The sequence below is a fragment of the Robertmurraya korlensis genome (genome assembly GCF_023715225.1).
GTDB lineage: Bacteria > Bacillota > Bacilli > Bacillales > Cytobacillaceae > Robertmurraya_A.
In genome coordinates, this window is record NZ_JAMBNS010000001.1 from 806553 (window position 1) to 823426 (window position 16874).

The 16874-nt window shown below is 36.7% G+C and carries 20 protein-coding genes and 1 riboswitch; of the genes, 14 read left to right on the top strand and 6 right to left on the bottom strand.

Annotation, left to right across the window (positions count from 1 at the left end):
- Positions 1-100: 100 nt before the first annotated feature.
- From M3175_RS04375 to M3175_RS04400, 6 genes are all read left to right on the top strand, one after another.
- The gene (locus tag M3175_RS04375) at positions 101-1780 is read left to right on the top strand and encodes a glycerol-3-phosphate dehydrogenase/oxidase (RefSeq protein WP_251515147.1); all 1680 of its coding nucleotides are present in this window, start codon (positions 101-103) and stop codon (positions 1778-1780) included.
- A gap of 540 nt (positions 1781-2320) precedes the next feature.
- Positions 2321-2404: riboswitch (ZMP/ZTP riboswitch) on the top strand.
- A 73-nt stretch (positions 2405-2477) separates the two neighbouring features.
- Entirely contained in the window at positions 2478-3323 is an 846-nt protein-coding gene (locus M3175_RS04380) for a bifunctional 5,10-methylenetetrahydrofolate dehydrogenase/5,10-methenyltetrahydrofolate cyclohydrolase (protein WP_285852166.1), read from the top strand.
- Positions 3324-3515: 192 nt separating this feature from the next.
- Entirely contained in the window at positions 3516-3716 is a 201-nt protein-coding gene (locus M3175_RS04385; RefSeq protein ID WP_251515153.1) for a cold-shock protein, read from the top strand.
- 196 nt (positions 3717-3912) lie between these two features.
- Positions 3913-5361 (top strand): degradosome RNA helicase CshA, encoded by a 1449-nt coding sequence (gene cshA, locus M3175_RS04390; RefSeq protein ID WP_251515156.1) that lies wholly within the window; start codon positions 3913-3915, stop codon positions 5359-5361.
- Positions 5362-5461: 100 nt separating this feature from the next.
- Positions 5462-5662: a cold-shock protein gene (locus tag M3175_RS04395; protein ID WP_066047955.1), complete on the top strand. Its 201-nt coding sequence runs from the start codon at positions 5462-5464 to the stop codon at positions 5660-5662.
- A 62-nt stretch (positions 5663-5724) separates the two neighbouring features.
- Complete coding sequence (locus M3175_RS04400) at positions 5725-6132, top strand: cytosolic protein (RefSeq protein WP_251515160.1); 408 nt, start codon at positions 5725-5727, stop codon at positions 6130-6132.
- 18 nt (positions 6133-6150) lie between these two features.
- Here the strand turns inward: M3175_RS04400 and M3175_RS04405 are convergent, their stop codons facing one another.
- Positions 6151-6447 carry a DUF6509 family protein gene (locus M3175_RS04405; protein WP_251515162.1) on the bottom strand — a complete coding sequence of 99 codons (297 nt, stop codon included), beginning with the start codon at positions 6445-6447 and terminating at the stop codon, positions 6151-6153.
- Between the two features lie 125 nt (positions 6448-6572).
- Here M3175_RS04405 and M3175_RS04410 point away from each other — a divergent pair, with 125 nt between their 5' ends.
- Both M3175_RS04410 and M3175_RS04415 read left to right on the top strand, forming a co-directional pair.
- Positions 6573-7814 (top strand): two-component system sensor histidine kinase NtrB, encoded by a 1242-nt coding sequence (locus M3175_RS04410; protein WP_251515164.1) that lies wholly within the window; start codon positions 6573-6575, stop codon positions 7812-7814.
- Positions 7815-7877: 63 nt separating this feature from the next.
- Positions 7878-9281, top strand: a complete 1404-nt coding sequence (locus tag M3175_RS04415; protein ID WP_371321654.1) for an amino acid permease — start codon at positions 7878-7880, stop codon at positions 9279-9281.
- A gap of 28 nt (positions 9282-9309) precedes the next feature.
- Here the strand turns inward: M3175_RS04415 and M3175_RS04420 are convergent, their stop codons facing one another.
- Positions 9310-9936: a LysE family transporter gene (locus tag M3175_RS04420; RefSeq protein WP_251515168.1), complete on the bottom strand. Its 627-nt coding sequence runs from the start codon at positions 9934-9936 to the stop codon at positions 9310-9312.
- 130 nt (positions 9937-10066) lie between these two features.
- Positions 10067-10228 (bottom strand): hypothetical protein, encoded by a 162-nt coding sequence (locus M3175_RS04425; protein ID WP_251515170.1) that lies wholly within the window; start codon positions 10226-10228, stop codon positions 10067-10069.
- Between the two features lie 221 nt (positions 10229-10449).
- Here M3175_RS04425 and M3175_RS04430 point away from each other — a divergent pair, with 221 nt between their 5' ends.
- Positions 10450-10650 (top strand): cold-shock protein, encoded by a 201-nt coding sequence (locus tag M3175_RS04430; protein ID WP_251515172.1) that lies wholly within the window; start codon positions 10450-10452, stop codon positions 10648-10650.
- A 54-nt stretch (positions 10651-10704) separates the two neighbouring features.
- Here the strand turns inward: M3175_RS04430 and M3175_RS04435 are convergent, their stop codons facing one another.
- Positions 10705-11202 carry a GNAT family N-acetyltransferase gene (locus tag M3175_RS04435; RefSeq protein ID WP_251515174.1) on the bottom strand — a complete coding sequence of 166 codons (498 nt, stop codon included), beginning with the start codon at positions 11200-11202 and terminating at the stop codon, positions 10705-10707.
- Positions 11203-11749: 547 nt separating this feature from the next.
- Between M3175_RS04435 and M3175_RS04440 the strand changes: the two genes are divergently transcribed.
- Complete coding sequence (locus M3175_RS04440; RefSeq protein WP_251515175.1) at positions 11750-12163, top strand: hypothetical protein; 414 nt, start codon at positions 11750-11752, stop codon at positions 12161-12163.
- A 109-nt stretch (positions 12164-12272) separates the two neighbouring features.
- On the top strand, positions 12273-12503 hold the full coding sequence (locus tag M3175_RS04445; RefSeq protein ID WP_251515178.1) for a hypothetical protein: 231 nt from the start codon (positions 12273-12275) through the stop codon (positions 12501-12503).
- 112 nt (positions 12504-12615) lie between these two features.
- Here the strand turns inward: M3175_RS04445 and M3175_RS04450 are convergent, their stop codons facing one another.
- Positions 12616-12795, bottom strand: coding sequence for an H-type small acid-soluble spore protein (locus tag M3175_RS04450; protein WP_119708775.1), 180 nt, complete (start codon positions 12793-12795; stop codon positions 12616-12618).
- Positions 12796-13035: 240 nt separating this feature from the next.
- On the opposite strand from M3175_RS04450, the gene M3175_RS04455 reads away from it, so the two are divergent.
- From M3175_RS04455 to M3175_RS04465, 3 genes are read left to right on the top strand one after another with little or no spacing between them, the layout of a single operon-like run.
- On the top strand, positions 13036-13785 hold the full coding sequence (locus M3175_RS04455; RefSeq protein ID WP_251515180.1) for a DeoR/GlpR family DNA-binding transcription regulator: 750 nt from the start codon (positions 13036-13038) through the stop codon (positions 13783-13785).
- On the top strand, positions 13782-14693 hold the full coding sequence (gene pfkB / locus M3175_RS04460) for a 1-phosphofructokinase (protein WP_251515183.1): 912 nt from the start codon (positions 13782-13784) through the stop codon (positions 14691-14693). The genes M3175_RS04455 and pfkB overlap by 4 nt, the downstream gene beginning before the upstream one ends.
- 12 nt (positions 14694-14705) lie before the next feature.
- On the top strand, positions 14706-16583 hold the full coding sequence (locus tag M3175_RS04465) for a PTS fructose transporter subunit IIABC (RefSeq protein WP_251515186.1): 1878 nt from the start codon (positions 14706-14708) through the stop codon (positions 16581-16583).
- A gap of 96 nt (positions 16584-16679) precedes the next feature.
- Here the strand turns inward: M3175_RS04465 and M3175_RS04470 are convergent.
- Positions 16680-16874: IS3 family transposase (locus tag M3175_RS04470; protein ID WP_251515189.1), on the bottom strand; the 195-nt coding region annotated here is incomplete at its 5' end.

Sequence of the window (16874 nt, forward strand, 5' to 3'; positions counted from 1 at the left end):
AGGTTGGAGAAATCGGAGAGACCACAAAATCATTATCTTTTGGATAGTGTATTTTGTGGTCTTTTTTATTCGTTCTAAGATAAAACTAGGAGGAAAAGGAATGAGATTTTCAAATAAAAATCGACAAGATTTAGTAAGTGACCTTTCAACAAAGCTTTATGATGTCTTAGTTATTGGCGGTGGAATCACAGGTGCTGGTATTGCGCTAGATGCCTCCCTTCGCGGAATGAAAACGGCGGTAGTTGATATGCAAGATTTTTCTGCTGGTACTTCCAGTCGATCAACAAAACTTGTTCATGGTGGATTGCGGTATTTGAAACAATTTCATGTAAAAATGGTGGCGGAGGTTGGTAAGGAAAGAGCCATTGTTTATGAGAATGGCCCCCATGTAACTACCCCTGAGTGGATGCTTCTTCCTTTTCACCAAGGAGGGACATTTGGGAAGTTTAGTACCTCTGTAGGGTTGCGTGTATATGACTTTTTAGCTGGAGTAAAAAAATCAGAGAGAAGAGTGATGTTTTCAGCAAATGAAACGCTAACAAAGGAACCGCTTGTGAAGAAGGAGGGATTAAAAGGTGGTGGTTATTATGTTGAATATCGTACGGATGATGCACGGCTAACAATAGAAGTTATGAAGGCGGCAGTAGACAAGGGTGCATGTACAGTCAATTATACAAAGGTAGAAAAACTAGTTTACGAGCATGGTAAAATTGTGGGCACAAAGGTAAATGATTTAATTACTGGTGAGTCATATGAAATTCGGGCAAAGAAAGTGATTAATGCTACTGGTCCTTGGGTAGATAGTATTCGAGAACTTGATCGATCCAAAGCTGGAAAAGTGCTTAAGCTCTCCAAAGGTGTGCATATTGTTATTGATCAAGAAAGATTTCCACTCAAACAAGCCATTTACTTTGATACACCGGACGGTAGAATGGTTTTCGCGATTCCTAGGGACGGAAAAACTTATGTGGGTACGACAGATACATTCTATGAAGAGTCCATTGCCCATCCTAGAATGACAAAAAGCGACCGAGACTATATTATTGCTAGTATCAACTATATGTTTCCAACGGTTTGTATTTCCGCTGATGATATTGAATCGAATTGGGCTGGAGTTAGACCATTAATTTGGGAGGAAGGAAAAAATCCTTCTGAAATTTCAAGAAAAGACGAGATATGGGAATCGAAATCAGGTTTGATTACAATTGCGGGTGGAAAGTTAACAGGATATAGAAAAATGGCAGAGACAGTTGTTGACTTATTAGCAAAAAAATATAATGAAGAATTAGGAGAGAAGTTCTCAAGTTGTCGCACCAAGGATTATCCTATTTCAGGAGGCGATGTTGGGGGAAGTAAAGGTTTTAATAAGTATATTTCAAATCAAGTCAAAAAGGGTGTTGGAGTAGGGTTATCAACAGAAGACGCAACGAAATTGATTAAAATGTATGGCTCCAATGTACCTATCCTACTGGAGATTATCCAAATAAATAAAGAAGAAGCAAGAAAATATCAAATTCCTGTAACATTATTTGCACAATTAAAATACGCGATCGATCACGAAATGGTGTATTCACCGATTGACTTCTTTAATCGGAGAACTGGGGCGCTTCTTTTTGACATAGATACTGTTAAAACATATAAAGACCAAGTAATGAATTTCATGGCCAATGAACTTGATTGGAATAAAGAAATCAAACAGAAGTATCTGAAGGAATTGGAAATTGAAGTGTTATATGCAACGGTTCCCATTGATGATCAAAATAATGAAAAGTTAGCATAGCTCTCCTTCTTGGGGAGCTTTTTTGACAAAAGTAAAAAAATGTTATATACTAAACTCTGTTGCTTTTTTGAGGTGGATTGTTATTTTATACGGATAATAATTTTATAACTTCAACAAGAAAAAAATGTTTGTAATACAATTGATACTCTTCAGAATGGTATTCCATGATACCATTAGAAAATTACATTAGACGGTTTCCCCAACAATCCTTCTTTTTTTTCGTATTTTCACTTTATTTACTCATTTCCAAAAAATGATTTAGAGTTAAGTTTACAAGAGTGTCATTCCCTGAAGAAATTACAGGGCCTGATTCACACTGGCGCGGTCTAGGAACCGTAAGGATGGAAGAGAGGTAGGGCTTTCATTGTTTTAGGTAAATTACTACAGCCAATCATATCTCAAAAGAGTTTTCATAACGGACAACATTAGTTGTCCGTTTTCCATATGTATAAAAAAGAAAAACCCGAACGTTAATATATTATTATGGTTGAAATATATGTGTTTTAAGAATATAATAAGCATGAAATAACAAAGTCTATTAAAAATCGCAGTAACTGACGACAAATGTGGAAGTAACCACAGGGGAGCTGCGTCGCTGTTAAGCCGGTCGTCTGGGCAGAGAGAAGGCGTAGGTCTGTCTCTTTTTCTAATATATGGAGGGGTTAACGTGACGAAACCTGTTATTTTGGATGGTCAGATGGTAGCAAACAAAGTCAAAAATTCTCTTAAGGTAAGAGTGGAAAAGCTCAAGGAAGCGGGAGTTACTCCTTGTTTGGCTACGATTCTAGTTGGTGACGATCCTTCTTCTGCCACATATGTGAAGATGAAGGGGAATGCATGTGAGAAATTAGGGATTGTATCGAAAAGAATTCATTTGCCTGCTACCACAACTACTGAGGAGCTTTTGGCCACAATTACTGAATTAAATAACGATGAGAATGTAAATGGAATTCTCCTTCAGCATCCAGTGCCAAAGCATGTTGATGAAAGAAAAGCGTTCGATACGATTAGCATTGAAAAGGATGTTGACGGTGTTACTAGTTATGGTTATGGACAAACAGCACTAGGGTTTGGTGTGTTTCCTTCTTGTACACCAGCTGCCATTTTAGCAATTATTAAAGAGTACGGAATTCCAGTTCAAGGAAAGCATGCAGTAGTTGTTGGGAGAAGTCCAATTCTTGGTAAACCAGTATCAGCTCTCCTATTAAATGAAAATGCAACCGTAACTACATGCCACTCATATACAAATAACTTACCAGACATTGTGAAACAAGCTGATATTGTCGTTGCTGCAGTAGGTAAGCCTAACTTTATTAAGGGTGAATGGGTGAAGGATGGATCAGTGATCTTAGATGCGGGCTATAATCCAGGAAACATTGGAGATGTGGAATACGATACTTGTTTTGAGAAAGCATCCGCAATTACTCCAGTTCCAGGTGGCGTTGGTCCAGTTACGATTGCTATGCTTTTAAAACATACAGTTGATTCAGCAGAACGTACGTTACAGTCAAAAGCAGAAAATGAAGTGGTTCAATCGATTTAATCTTCTTGACTTATTCTGCATATTGGATTAATATTAGTGTAACGCTATAAAGTTCGGTATATATTTTTGGTTAAGTGGTCGTAACTGCAGGATGTGGTCGATTTTCTTCCCTTCCTTGCTTGTTACGGCTTTTTACGTTTTTGATCTATATATTTAGTACTTATGGTGAACAATTTTTTGGAGGTTTTACACATGAACACAGGTAAAGTTAAATGGTTTAATGCAGAAAAAGGTTTCGGTTTCATCGAATCTGCTGAAGGTCAAGATGTATTCGTACACTTCTCAGCTATTCAATCAGAAGGTTTCAAGACTTTAGAAGAAGGTCAAGAAGTTACTTTTGAAATCGTTGAAGGAAACCGTGGACCACAAGCGGCTAACGTTCAAAAAGCATAATATATTGAGTCATTTAAGGTGATGCATTGATATAAGCATCACCTTTTTCTTTGGAATGAAACCATGATAATTTACTCCGTTTTATTCTCTCGCGATCATTCCTTCACTCAAAAAAAATTACAAAAACAAACTTTAAAATATAAATCTAAGTACAAAATAATGATATAGGTGTTTAAATTAAGGAGGAAAAATAACTTTGACAACATTTTCAGATTTTGGTCTAAGTAGCGAATTACAAAAAGCAGTTTCTAATATGGGATTTGAAGAACCAACACCAATACAGGCACAAGCGATTCCGATTGCACTTCAAGGAAGAGACATGATTGGTCAAGCGCAAACAGGAACTGGAAAAACGACAGCTTTTGGTGTTCCATTACTAGAAAAGATGGAATTACAAGAGGGGATTCAAGGGCTTGTGTTAGCTCCTACGCGCGAATTAGCCGTTCAGGTGGCTGAAGAATTAAACCGAATTGGACAAGTAAAAGGAATTCGTACACTTCCAATTTATGGAGGTCAAGATATTAATCGCCAAATTCGATCATTGAAAAACCGACCACAGATCATTGCTGCAACTCCTGGGCGACTAATTGACCATTTAGACAGAAGAACAATTCGTCTAAATAATATTAAAATGGTTGTTCTAGATGAAGCAGACGAAATGCTAAACATGGGATTCATTGAAGATATTGAAAGAATTTTAAGTGATATCCCTGAAGAACGCCAAACATTACTTTTCTCAGCGACGATGCCCAAGAGAATTCAATCTCTTGCAGAAAAGTTCATGAAAAATCCTGAGCTTGTAAAAGTAAAAGCAAAGGAAATGACAGTTACAAATATTGAACAATTCTATCTTGAGACACATGAAAAACAAAAGTTTGATGTATTAACAAGTTTACTCGACATTGAATCTCCAGAACTTGCGATTGTATTCGGTCGAACAAAGAAGCGTGTAGATGAAGTGGTTGAAGGGTTAATCAAGCGCGGGTATTCAGCTGAAGGAATCCATGGTGATATTCCACAGTCCAAGCGTGACCAAGTTATTCGTCGCTTTAAGGATGGAACAATTGAAATCATGGTAGCAACTGATGTAGCTGCTCGTGGTCTGGATATTAGTGGGGTTTCACACGTGTACAATTTTGATATTCCGCAGGATCCAGAAAGCTATGTGCACCGAATTGGACGTACAGGACGTGCTGGGAAGAAAGGTCTAGCTTATACATTTGTTTCCCCGCGCGAACTTGATCATTTGAAAATTATTGAGCAAGTAACAAAGAAGAAGATGGTTAAAAAACCAATTCCTTCTTACAAGGATGTAATCGCTGGTAACCAAGAAGCTACAATTAACAAAATTATGAAAGTAATTGAAAATAATGATTACTCTGATTACAAACGTGCTGCTGAGTCGTTATTAGAGGATATTGATTCTGTAACGGTACTAGCTGCAACATTAAAGCTTTTAACGAAAGAGCCTGATGTTACTCCAATAAAACTAACAGCGGTAGAGCCAATTCGTTCACGTAAACCGAAGTCAGGTTTTAGAGACCGTACACGTTCGAATGATCGTGGAAGAAGTAAGGATTTCCGTGGTAAAGACCGCAGAGATGATAGAGGATCTCGCAACAGAAAACCAGCAAAACAAAAATAATTTTAATTTTTATGATTGAAACTCAAAAAAATAGGCAATATATAAATGTGATACAAGGTATCATTAATAAGAGCTTTTGAATTTTAGGAGGATTTTTTACATGGCAACTGGTAAAGTAAAATGGTTTAACTCAGAAAAAGGTTTTGGATTTATTGAGGTTGAAGGTGGAGAGGATGTATTCGTACATTACTCAGCAATTCAAAGCGAAGGCTTCAAGTCTCTTGATGAAGGTCAAGAAGTTAGCTTTGATATCGAACAAGGACAGCGTGGACCACAAGCTGTTAATGTTAATAAAATCTAATGGATCCAATAGAGCTCTTTTTAGAGCTCTTTTTTGTGTCTGAAACAAACAGGAGGGTCAATATGAAATCATTCACAGTAAATTTTCATAGAGAAGATCAAGTAGATAAGATGGTAGTAAATAAACTGAATGAAGAAGATTTTCAAATGACAACAGAAGGTGGCACACGTCATTTATTCGAATTAGATACAAATATCGGTTTTTTTGTGTATTTTGATGCAGTTGATAAAGAAGGGAAAGAATCGTATCTAGTTCTTCACTATGAAGAAGAAAGTGAAGAACCAAGTGGTTGTTATTCATTTGAACTAAAGGATTTTTATCAATTTACTGCCCTTCATTTAAATGATTTAGAGTACAATGAAGAGGATGTTGAAGGGGAAGAGGCTGAAGAAGAATATGGGCCCATTCACCATTTAGCACATTTAATGTATCATATTGTTGAAGAAGGTAATAAAGTAGAGGAGGAGTAAAGAGAGCGGTTGCTCTTTTTACTCCTCTTCTGCTTCTAGGTAATGCTCTTTACAAAAAGATTGAAGCATTTCTACCTCTTCATCTTCTAAGTCAAATTCCAACACTTTTTCTGTGTCTGCTTCTAGTATATGATAATGTGAAATGCGTGGACCATTTTCATCAACAACATAAAGGGCCTTTAACTTTAGCCCTTCTTCTCGGAACAATTCATCCTCTTCGTCCACAGTAAAATCAATTAAGAACTCATAGCGATTTCCTGTTAATATGTTGAATGGATCTTCAACTCTTTCTACTGTATATTCTGTGAATTTCATCTTTTACCTCCTGATTGTAACTTGTATTAGTATACCCTTATTTTACAGGATGGAAAAGCAGTTTTCATTACTTGGAACTAAGCGTATAATAATAGGAAGAACTTTACATGCTAGGAGAGTTTCATTTGATCATTAATCATAACTTTAAAGAAATGGAACAATTGAAGCAAGAATTGTCTTTTTACAAAAGGTTTGTGTCTTTATTACCTTTTTCTTTTACATATACTGACCCGGATTTAAGAATGGAACTTATTAAAAATGAGGTTCAAACCGTTAATTTAATAAAAAATTCAACTGCAAAAAATAGAGAACTGAAGATTACCCCTACACCTATCATTCCTTTTGAAGAAATTGAGATTTTTCTGAATGAAATCTTAGATGTAGTTCCGCATCATATTGTATTTATTAATTCCAAAGGGATAGTAACTCTTTGCAATGCGCAGGCTGCAATCGATTTACATGTTGATCGTGAAAGTGTAATTGGCAAGCATGTGCGAGAACTACTCCAGATTCCAGATGAACAAATCAAAATGCTTGAAACGTTACGAACTGGTAAACCAATTGTCAATCAAGAAATATTAGATAAAAACTATGGAATTATTAATACCAGACTAATTAAAAACTCAGAAGGAAGGCTAGAACGTGTTGTAGGTGTGTTTCGCTTTTTAAATCATATTAAGGAGGCAGAAAAACAAACTTTAGCTAGTAGAATAGCAGCGGGAATTGCTCATGAAATTCGAAATCCTTTAACAACTGTAAGAGGATACTTACAATTACTACAGGGGAGAGTAGATGAGGAGACTGCGGAGATGTTTCAATCTCTTCTTATTCCCGAGATTGATCGAGCAAACAAGATTATCACTGATTTTCTGCGTGTTTCGAAGCCAGGTACTGTTAAGAGTGAAGTTCTTGAGGTAAAAGATTTTTTTATCCACTATCTCGGTCATTTTCTCAACAGTGATGCACTACTTCATAATGTTAATATTACATATAAAATTAGTGAGGCATCCGCAAATAGCTTCTTTATAGGTGATCGAGAAGAGTTATTCCAGGTTTTCTCTAATTTATATCGAAACTCTTTACAAGCCAGAGATGATAGTACAATGGATATCACGATTTCAACAGAGTTGATAGGGTCAACCATTTTTATTGAATTCTTTGATAATGGTGTTGGAATTGCTCCTAACCTACTTCAACATGTATTTGATCCTTTTTTTACGACAAAGGATGAGGGAACTGGATTAGGACTCTCTGTATCAAAGAAAATTATTGAAAACTATCATGGAACGATGAGTGTTGAAAGCAGTCCTTTAGGAACACGCTTTCTTATTTATTTACCTGTTTATACAGGTAAGGTTCCTCTCTAACCCTACTTAAAAACATTTTGTCTATAGATACATAACTCTTTCCTGTTCATCGAACAATAGGTAATGAAAGGGGAGAATTATGTGGATAAAAAGACAAAAGGAAACGAAGAAGGACTTTCCTGGTATGCACTATCCTTAATTGGAGTAGGGTGTATTATCGGTACGGGCTTCTTTTTAGGTTCGAGTATCGGAATTCAAATGGCTGGTCCAGCGGTCCTATTGGCTTTTCTAATTGCAGGGGTAGGGACTTATATAGTGTATGACTCACTTGGAAGAATGTCTGCTCAGGACCCTCAAAAAGGGTCATTTCGGGCTTACGCGAAAAAGGCATTTGGTCCATGGGCTGGGTTTACTAGTGGCTGGGTATATTGGATGTCAGAGATGCTCATTACCGGAAGTCAACTTACGGCTCTTTCAATCTTTACGAAATTTTGGTTTCCGGATATCCCTTTATGGGTATTTTCCGCTTTTTATGCTGGTCTAGGTATAATTGTTGTTCTTCTAGGTAATAAAGGGTTCGAGAAAATAGAAAATCTCCTCGGTGTAATTAAGATTTCCGCTATTTTAATGTTTATAATTATTGCAATTCTTGCATTAACTGGAGTGATTGACGGTCAAAAAGGATTCGATCATTTTCCTAATGCAAAAAATGAAATATTGCCAAATGGATTAAAAGGTTTATGGTCTGCACTGATTTTCGGTTTTTACGCTTTTGGCGGAATAGAAATTATGGGGATTATGGCCACCCGATTAAAAAACAAAGATGATGCTCCAAAAGCAGGGAAAATTATGCTCATTGTCTTAACGATCATTTACCTCATATCCATATTTTTAGCTGTGACAATGATTCCGTGGCAAGAACATTCCGATAAAAAAAGTCCATTTGTTAGCGCTCTTCACGAATATGCTAACTTAGGGTTCGTTCCTCATGTGTTTAATGGGGCTCTTATTATTGCTGGTTTCTCCACTATGTCCGCATCGTTATTCGCTATAACAACGATGTTAGTAACAATGGCAGACGACCATGATGCTCCAAAGGTATTAGCGAAGCAAGGGAAATTAAAAGTACCGCCAATTGCTTTAATGGTTACGATATCAGGTTTAATTGCTTCCATTGTCACTGCACGTTTGATGCCGGATTCCATTTATGAGTATATTACAACGGCTGCTGGATTAATGCTTTTATACAATTGGATACTGGTTTTGTTTTCAGCACCGCGTCTCATTACTTTTTCTCGTTGGGATCATATCAAAAGGTTTATTGGAATGGCGCTTATCCTTTTAGCAATTTCAGGTACGTTATTACATGCTTCCTCCCGACCTGGATTATTTGTCAGTCTTTTAATCGTGCTTATAATTGTTTGTGCTGACATCATTTCTCATTTTGTAAAAGGGCGTGCTAAAAAGAAAAAAATCAATACACATAATGGTAAGATAAAAAGTCATCGACACTATCGTAAACGGTAAAAGCCCCTCTTTATAAGGGGCTTTTATATTAGTTCATAAAGATTTTAAATGCTTCAAACCCGAAATATAAGCCAAAACCAATTAAAGATACAGAAGAGATGATTGTGATTATTGTTAGTAGTTTTGTTGTGAGTAACTTCCTAAAGCTGCTTGCAACTGCTGCCATACACACATCCCAGATGAGAAGTCCTAATATAATAGCACTGCTAAAGTATAATAGTTCCGTGTGTTCATACATCGTTGCCGTTTTAGCTAATACTGACCCATATATACCTAACCAAAATAAAATAGTTAGTGGGTTAGAAATGGACATGAAAAATCCAGTGAAAAAGGATTTGGATAAAGAAGCATCCCTGTTTCCGTTGGTAAGTACAATTTTTCCAGCACCTAATAACCCCTCCACACCTGTGTAGACCAATACAAAAAATCCGAATAACCATAAAAACATTTTTACTATAGGAATTTCAATGAACTGAGAAAATCCTAAAAAAACAAGCAGCATATAAAAAATGTCTGCTAACACAGACCCTAGGCCTAGCACCCAAGCGTTCAAAAATCCATGTTTAATGCCTTTATCCATTTGTGCAGCATTAATGGGGCCAATTGGAGCAGCAAGTGACAAACCTAATAGCACATAACTGAAAAATACACCCAAAGCAAATTCCCTCCAATCAAATACAACTGCTCGTACACATTGTATTCATGAAGGATTGCTTGTACGACAAAAAGATAAGATGAATTCAAAAAATTCCCTTCAACTGGATTACGTTGAAGGGAATAGGGGCTTAGTCGTTTTCTTGGTATTCTGAATCAATTCTTTCATTAAGGTAAGTATTAAGAGTTGTTGCAAATTGGATAGATTGAAGACTCATCTCTTCTTCAATCCCGTAACTAGTATTTTGCTTTTTATAAGGAATTTGGAAGTTGTTTGATTTTCTATAATCCATTTGTAGTCTCCTTTCATATACAATGTAATATTAGTATATACACTTTCGTAGTATTTGTTGGGAAAATGTTTTCTATACAAATTTTCACAACAGTGGTATAATCTAATTAAGGAAAAAAAGCGGAATAGAAAATCCAATTATTATAAAAAGGGTGATAGATTGGTCTTCTTTTTTATAATAGCTGGATTTTTTATTATTTAGCTACTTTTAGGAGGGGAAATATGGGATTCGGAAGAAAAAATCAAGAAGAAGTTGTGAAAGAAGAAACAAAGGTGTGGGTCTGCTCATCAGAAAGTTGTAAGTGTTGGATTCGTGACAATTTTAAAAGCACCGAAAGCCCAAGCTGCCCCTTATGTCATAGTGAAATGAAGCAATCTACGAAAATCATAGAAGTGTTAAACAACCCAAGTAAGTCTTACTAGTCATGCTAATATGAAAGAGAAAGGCTAGTCTTAGCCTTTCTCGAAGTTTTTCTTCTACTCAGTTGGAAGGATGAGTTGATAGAAGTGTACATCCTGCCAATCGTCAAATTTATATCCAACCTCTTTAAAATGTCCTGCCAATGTAAATCCAAACTTCTTATGTAGGGCAATACTTCCTTCGTTCCCTGCTGTTATCCCTCCGATCATTGTATGAAATCCGAGTGCTTTTGCTCTAGTAATTAACTCAGACATTAATGCGGTACCAATTCCAAAGCCCCTTGCAGCTGAAGAAATATAGATTGATAATTCAGTGGTTGAATTGTATGCAGGTTTTTCACGGAATGGACTTAAGCTCCCATAACCAACCACCTCACCGTCCCATTCAGAAACAATTAATGGATATTTACCACCGTATTTGGCAAACCAAGTTTTCCTCTTCTCTAATGTTTCAGGTTCCAAATCAAAGGTGGCAGTTGTGTTTACGATTGCATCATTATATATTGATAAAAGGACAGGTAAATCATTAATATGTGCTTCGCGAATCTTCAGCATGGTAAATCCTCCAATAAGATAAAATATGTACTATTTTACCTTTACAATGGGTAAATGAAAATAAAAATATTATGATTATTTATAAAAAGGAGTACATTATCTTGTGATTATGACTCAGCGATACTTTACTGTAACAAGAAAAATTGTAGATGGTTCCCAGTTAGTCCTCCACGAAGAGAAGTATTTAAGGTTGTATGAAGACAAAATAACCTCATGTGTTTCAACCTTTTCATTTTCGGATGTACATGATATTTCATATAGGAAGATGACGAAAGAATTAGGGATTTTATATTTACATACCAATCAAGGATTATTTCCCTTTAAGGTGAGAGAAGAACCATTCTGCTTTATTAAAGCGTTTTATAAGCTGAAAAATTAGTGAAAAAGTCATTGTTGTGGCTTTTTTATTTTGCCCTATATCTCAAAAAAATGAATACCTTATATTGGAGCATGTGTCAGAAAACGATAAGCGGATTATAGGTTAAAAATCCCCCGAAGAGAGCAAATTAAAGATGCTTCACCAAAAGAAATCAGGGGGGTAACACGAATGATAAAGAAAAAAGTACTTCTTACAGCGATGTCATCAGTTATGACACTTGGTTTATTGTCTGCTTGTGGAGTAGACGATAATAACTTAAACAATGACGATGACGTCAATTATAGACCGGTTAGATACAACCAAAATGATGATAACGGTATGTTAGACAACAATAACCGTAACCGAGGAAATGGGATTTTTAATAACGATAACGATGACCGTGATAATAATATTTTTGACAATGATCGTGACAACCGAAATAACAATATCCTGGATAATGATCGAAATGATCGGGATAACAACATCTTAAATAACGACAATGACGACAATGACTTGGATTTAGATCTAAATGATGACGATAACAATAATGATCGTAACGGTCTTGGTGGTAATAATGGGAATATGACAGGTAGAAATCGCTAAGAAGTCGGGTTGAGCATAGAAATATGCTCAACCTTTTTTAATATTTGAACTTTTTGTGACAGTTTGTTATAATTATTACAAAATTCAGTAAAGAACGTGGAGGTGTCACATGCTTCGTACAATTATTGCTGGGATCGGTGGTTTTTTTCTAGTCTTTATAGAGACATTTTTAGTGATGAAGTTAAAAGGTTGGCACTCAATTGAAATTGGAGGAATTGGACCATTCGTGAGTGTATGGTCAATGAACTTTTTTCTGTTATTCACAATATTCTCACATGTCCACTTATGGTATGAAAAGGTTCAAAATGAGCGTAATCACGCTCAACCTGAAGGGAAATAATTGGAGTATCCAACATTTTTGATGGATGCTTCTTTTTTTGACCTAATAAAAAACAGGAAAATAAAACAACCAAAAAGCTTCGTAAGGTGAAGTCCTTTTGGTTGCTTTTTTATTATACTTCTTCTAGTTCGGAAATATCGACTGTTGATCTTTCTTCCAATGGTCCGCGCAAATGAACGGTTGCTGTTTTCCCATCTTCATGGAGTTCATCAATCCACACAGATGCACCGTTATACTCCACGTGAATATCTGCTGATGATGATAATATTTGCTTTACTCTTCTAGAATCCATAATTATAGCCTCCTTATCTCATTCATTTACTACTTTCCCCAAACATTAATTAAATCATGTGAATGTTTTTAAACGAATTCCTTCATTTTCTCATAGGTTAATGGCAGATTTTTGTCGAAATTTTGATAGTTTTTGATAATTTGAGAAAGATTTTGATAGAAAGTGATTGATTTTCAAGAAGGGTTATAGTACTCTTGACTCAAGAAATAAAAAAAGAAAGCGTTTTAATGAGGTGATGCATTGTTAACACCAGAGCGCCATCGATTGATTTTGCAGCAATTAAAAGAAAAAGGTGTTGTGAAAATACAAGACCTTGTAGATTTAACAAATTCATCAGAGTCAACGATTAGAAGGGACTTAACACAACTAGAAGATGATAAGTTCTTAAAAAGGATACACGGTGGTGCTGCTCGATTGCAGGGGAAATTACAAGAACCGAGCATGGTTGAAAAAGCCACCAAAAACCTTCAACCAAAGAAGAGAATTGCCAAGTATGCCTCTAGCTTAGTGGAAGAAGGAGATTGTATTTTTCTTGATGCAGGATCAACAGTAATGGAAATGATTCCTTACTTACCAAAAAACATTGTAGTAGTTACAAACGGACTCATGCATGTAAAACCGTTACTAGATAGAGACATCCCCATGTATCTAATCGGTGGCTATGCAAAACCTAAAACGAATGCCATTATTGGTCGAGGAGCGCTAACGAGTTTAGAGCTATACCGTTTTGACAAATGTTTTATGGGAGTGAATGGAATTCACACCCAATTTGGGTATACAACACCTGATCAAGAAGAAGCAATGATTAAACAATCAGCCATTGCTCTCTCAAGAGAAGCATTTGTGTTAAGTGATGAATCGAAGTTTTCAGAAATAGCATTCGCTAAAATTGCTGACTTACATGAAGCGTCGATCATTACCGATGAACTGAGTAGTGAGTTTCAAGATCAATACATGAGCAAAACGACAATAAAGGTTGTGAAAGAATGATTTACACCGTAACACTTAATCCTTCCCTCGATTACATTGTGGAAGTCGAAGATTTAACACTTGGTGATTTGAATCGAACAAAAAATGAATCAAAATTTCCAGGGGGAAAAGGAATTAATGTATCAAGACTACTAAAAAGAATGGGTGTTCCAAGTAAAGCTTTAGGATTTGTTGGTGGTTTTACAGGACTTTACATTAAGAATTACTTGAAAAGGGAAGATATTGAAACAAAATTTGTTGACGTTCAAGAGGATACAAGAATTAATGTAAAGTTGAAATCCAATAGCGAAACAGAGGTCAATGCAAAAGGACCTACCATTACTGAGGCGGATTTTAAACAGCTTCAGGATCAGATATCTCAATTAACTTCAGAAGATACTTTGGTATTAGCAGGAAGCATTCCATCAAGTATGGAGTCAAGTACCTATGAGAAACTAGTCTCAATCTGTCAACTTAACCAAACAAAGTTTGTTGTAGATGCAGAAGGAGATTTATTAAAGAAAGTACTACCATTTAAACCTTTTCTTATAAAGCCAAACCACCACGAACTTGGTGAATTATTTAATACTAGTTTTTCAACTGCAGAAGAAGTGGTTCCTTATGCTCGTAAGCTTGTAGAAATGGGAGCAGAAAATGTTATTGTTTCCCTGGCAGGAGAAGGAGCCGTGTTAGTAAATCGTGAGGTTGCTTTCCTTTCGAATGTACCAAAAGGGGAAGTGAAAAGTTCAGTCGGAGCAGGAGATTCAATGGTAGCCGGTTTTCTAGCTAAATACGAAGAAACGAAACAGATTGAGGAAGCGTTTCGATACAGTGTTGCATCTGGAAGCGCAACTGCATTTTCAATTGGTTTAGCAACGAAAGAAATGATAGAAACACTATATACAAGCGTTTACATTACAAAGTTCTAAGGAGAAAAAGAGATGAAAATAACTGAAATTTTAACAAAAGAAACCATTCATCTAAACCTTTCAGGCTCAACAAAGCCTGAAGCGATTGATCAGCTCGTTGATGTATTAGGTCGTGCTGGGAAACTAGTGGATGCAAAAGAATTTAAGGCAGGGATTTTAAAGCGTGAAGAGCAAAGTACTACCGGAATTGGCGAAGGAATCGCCATTCCTCATGCAAAAACTAAGGCAGTTAAAACCGCTGCGATTGCATTTGGTAAGTCGGTAAATGGAATTGACTATGATTCACTGGACGGTCAACCAGCTCATTTATTCTTTATGATTGCAGCTCCAGAAGGGGCAAATAATACTCATTTGGAAGCGCTCGCAAGACTTTCATCCATCTTGATGAAAAATGAAGTAAGGGAAGCATTATTAAACGCAAATACAGAAAGAGATGTATTGAACATTATCGATCAGTATGACCAGGAAGAGAAAGGGGAAGAGGAAACGATGTCTGGGGAAAAGAAATTTATCGTTGCTGTTACTGCTTGTCCAACTGGAATTGCTCATACGTATATGGCTGCTGATTCTCTTAAAGCTAAGGCGGCTGAACTAGGTGTAGACATTAAAGTTGAAACAAGAGGTTCTGGCGGAGCGAAGAACGTCTTAACACCTGCGGAAATTGAAAGAGCAGTTGCTGTAATTGTTGCAGCTGATACAAATGTTGAAACCGATCGCTTTAGTGGTAAGCATGTTATTGAAACAAAAGTAGCAGATGGCATTCGTAAACCGAAGGAACTAATTGAAAGAGCCCTAAAACAAGATGCCCCAATTTTTAAAGGTAGTGGGAATGCATCGTCTACTTCTTCAGATCAAAAAGGTCAAGGTGTTGGTGCTACTATCTACAAACACTTAATGAGTGGTGTATCTAATATGCTTCCATTCGTTGTAGGTGGAGGGATATTAATCGCAATCTCATTCATGTTCGGTTACAACGCTTTTAATCCAGAAGATCCTTCTTATCACCCAATTGCTGAAGCTTTGATGACAATCGGTGGTGGTAGTGGTGCATTTGGGTTTATTGTTCCCATTTTAGCAGCTTTTATTGCAATGAGTATCGCAGATCGTCCAGGTTTTGCAGCTGGTGCAGTTGGTGGCATATTAGCTAATAGCGGTGGTGCAGGGTTCTTAGGTGGTATTATTGCCGGTTTCTTAGCAGGTTATATTGTTGTTGGTTTGAAAAAACTCTTAACAAGTTTACCATCATCTCTTGAAGGGATTAAAACGATTCTTTTATATCCTTTACTTGGTATTGCTCTTACAGGTTTTGCAATGATCTATATCGTAAATGGTCCAGTTGGTGCGCTTAATACAGGAATTACTAATTGGTTATCAGGTCTAGGTACCGGAAATGCAGTATTACTAGGGCTAGTACTTGGTTTAATGATGGCATTTGATATGGGTGGACCGATTAACAAGGCTGCGTATGTATTTGGAACTGGTTTATTAGCAAATGGGGTATATGAGCCAATGGCTGCAGTTATGGCAGCAGGTATGGTTCCTCCGCTTGGAATTGCGATTGCAACTACTTTCTTTGGCAAGAAGTTCACAAAACAAGAAAGAGAAGCAGGAAAAGTTAACTATATTATGGGATTATCTTTTATCACAGAAGGTGCGATTCCTTTTGCAGCGGCTGATCCACTGCGTGTTATTCCTTCACTAATGGCGGGTTCAGCGGTGGCTGGTGTATTATCAATGATGTTTGGAATTGGATTACGTGCACCACACGGTGGATTATTCGTAGTGCCTTTAGTTGAGGGTGGATGGTTTATGTATTTAATCGCTATCGTTGCTGGAGCGATTGTGTCTGGAGTACTCCTTGGGCTAGTAAAGAAACCAATTCAAGAATAAATCATCAAGATCAGTGGGTAGCCATTGGCTAAAATAAAAAAGAGAAGTCGTACTCTGAACTGAGCCCCATTTTACGGACAGTTTAAAAAAAGGTGCTTAAGCTGCTAATAGATGACTCCGGTATTGTACCGGGGTCATCTTCTTTAAGCCCCACTGATAACGATGATTGTTATATTCCTCAATAACCCGATTAACTTCTGCACTTACTTCCGCTAGATTCTCACAGGACTTATACTCGGCGAGATCTTTAAAATGCCCAAAGAACCCTTCCATTGGGGCGTTGTCCCAACA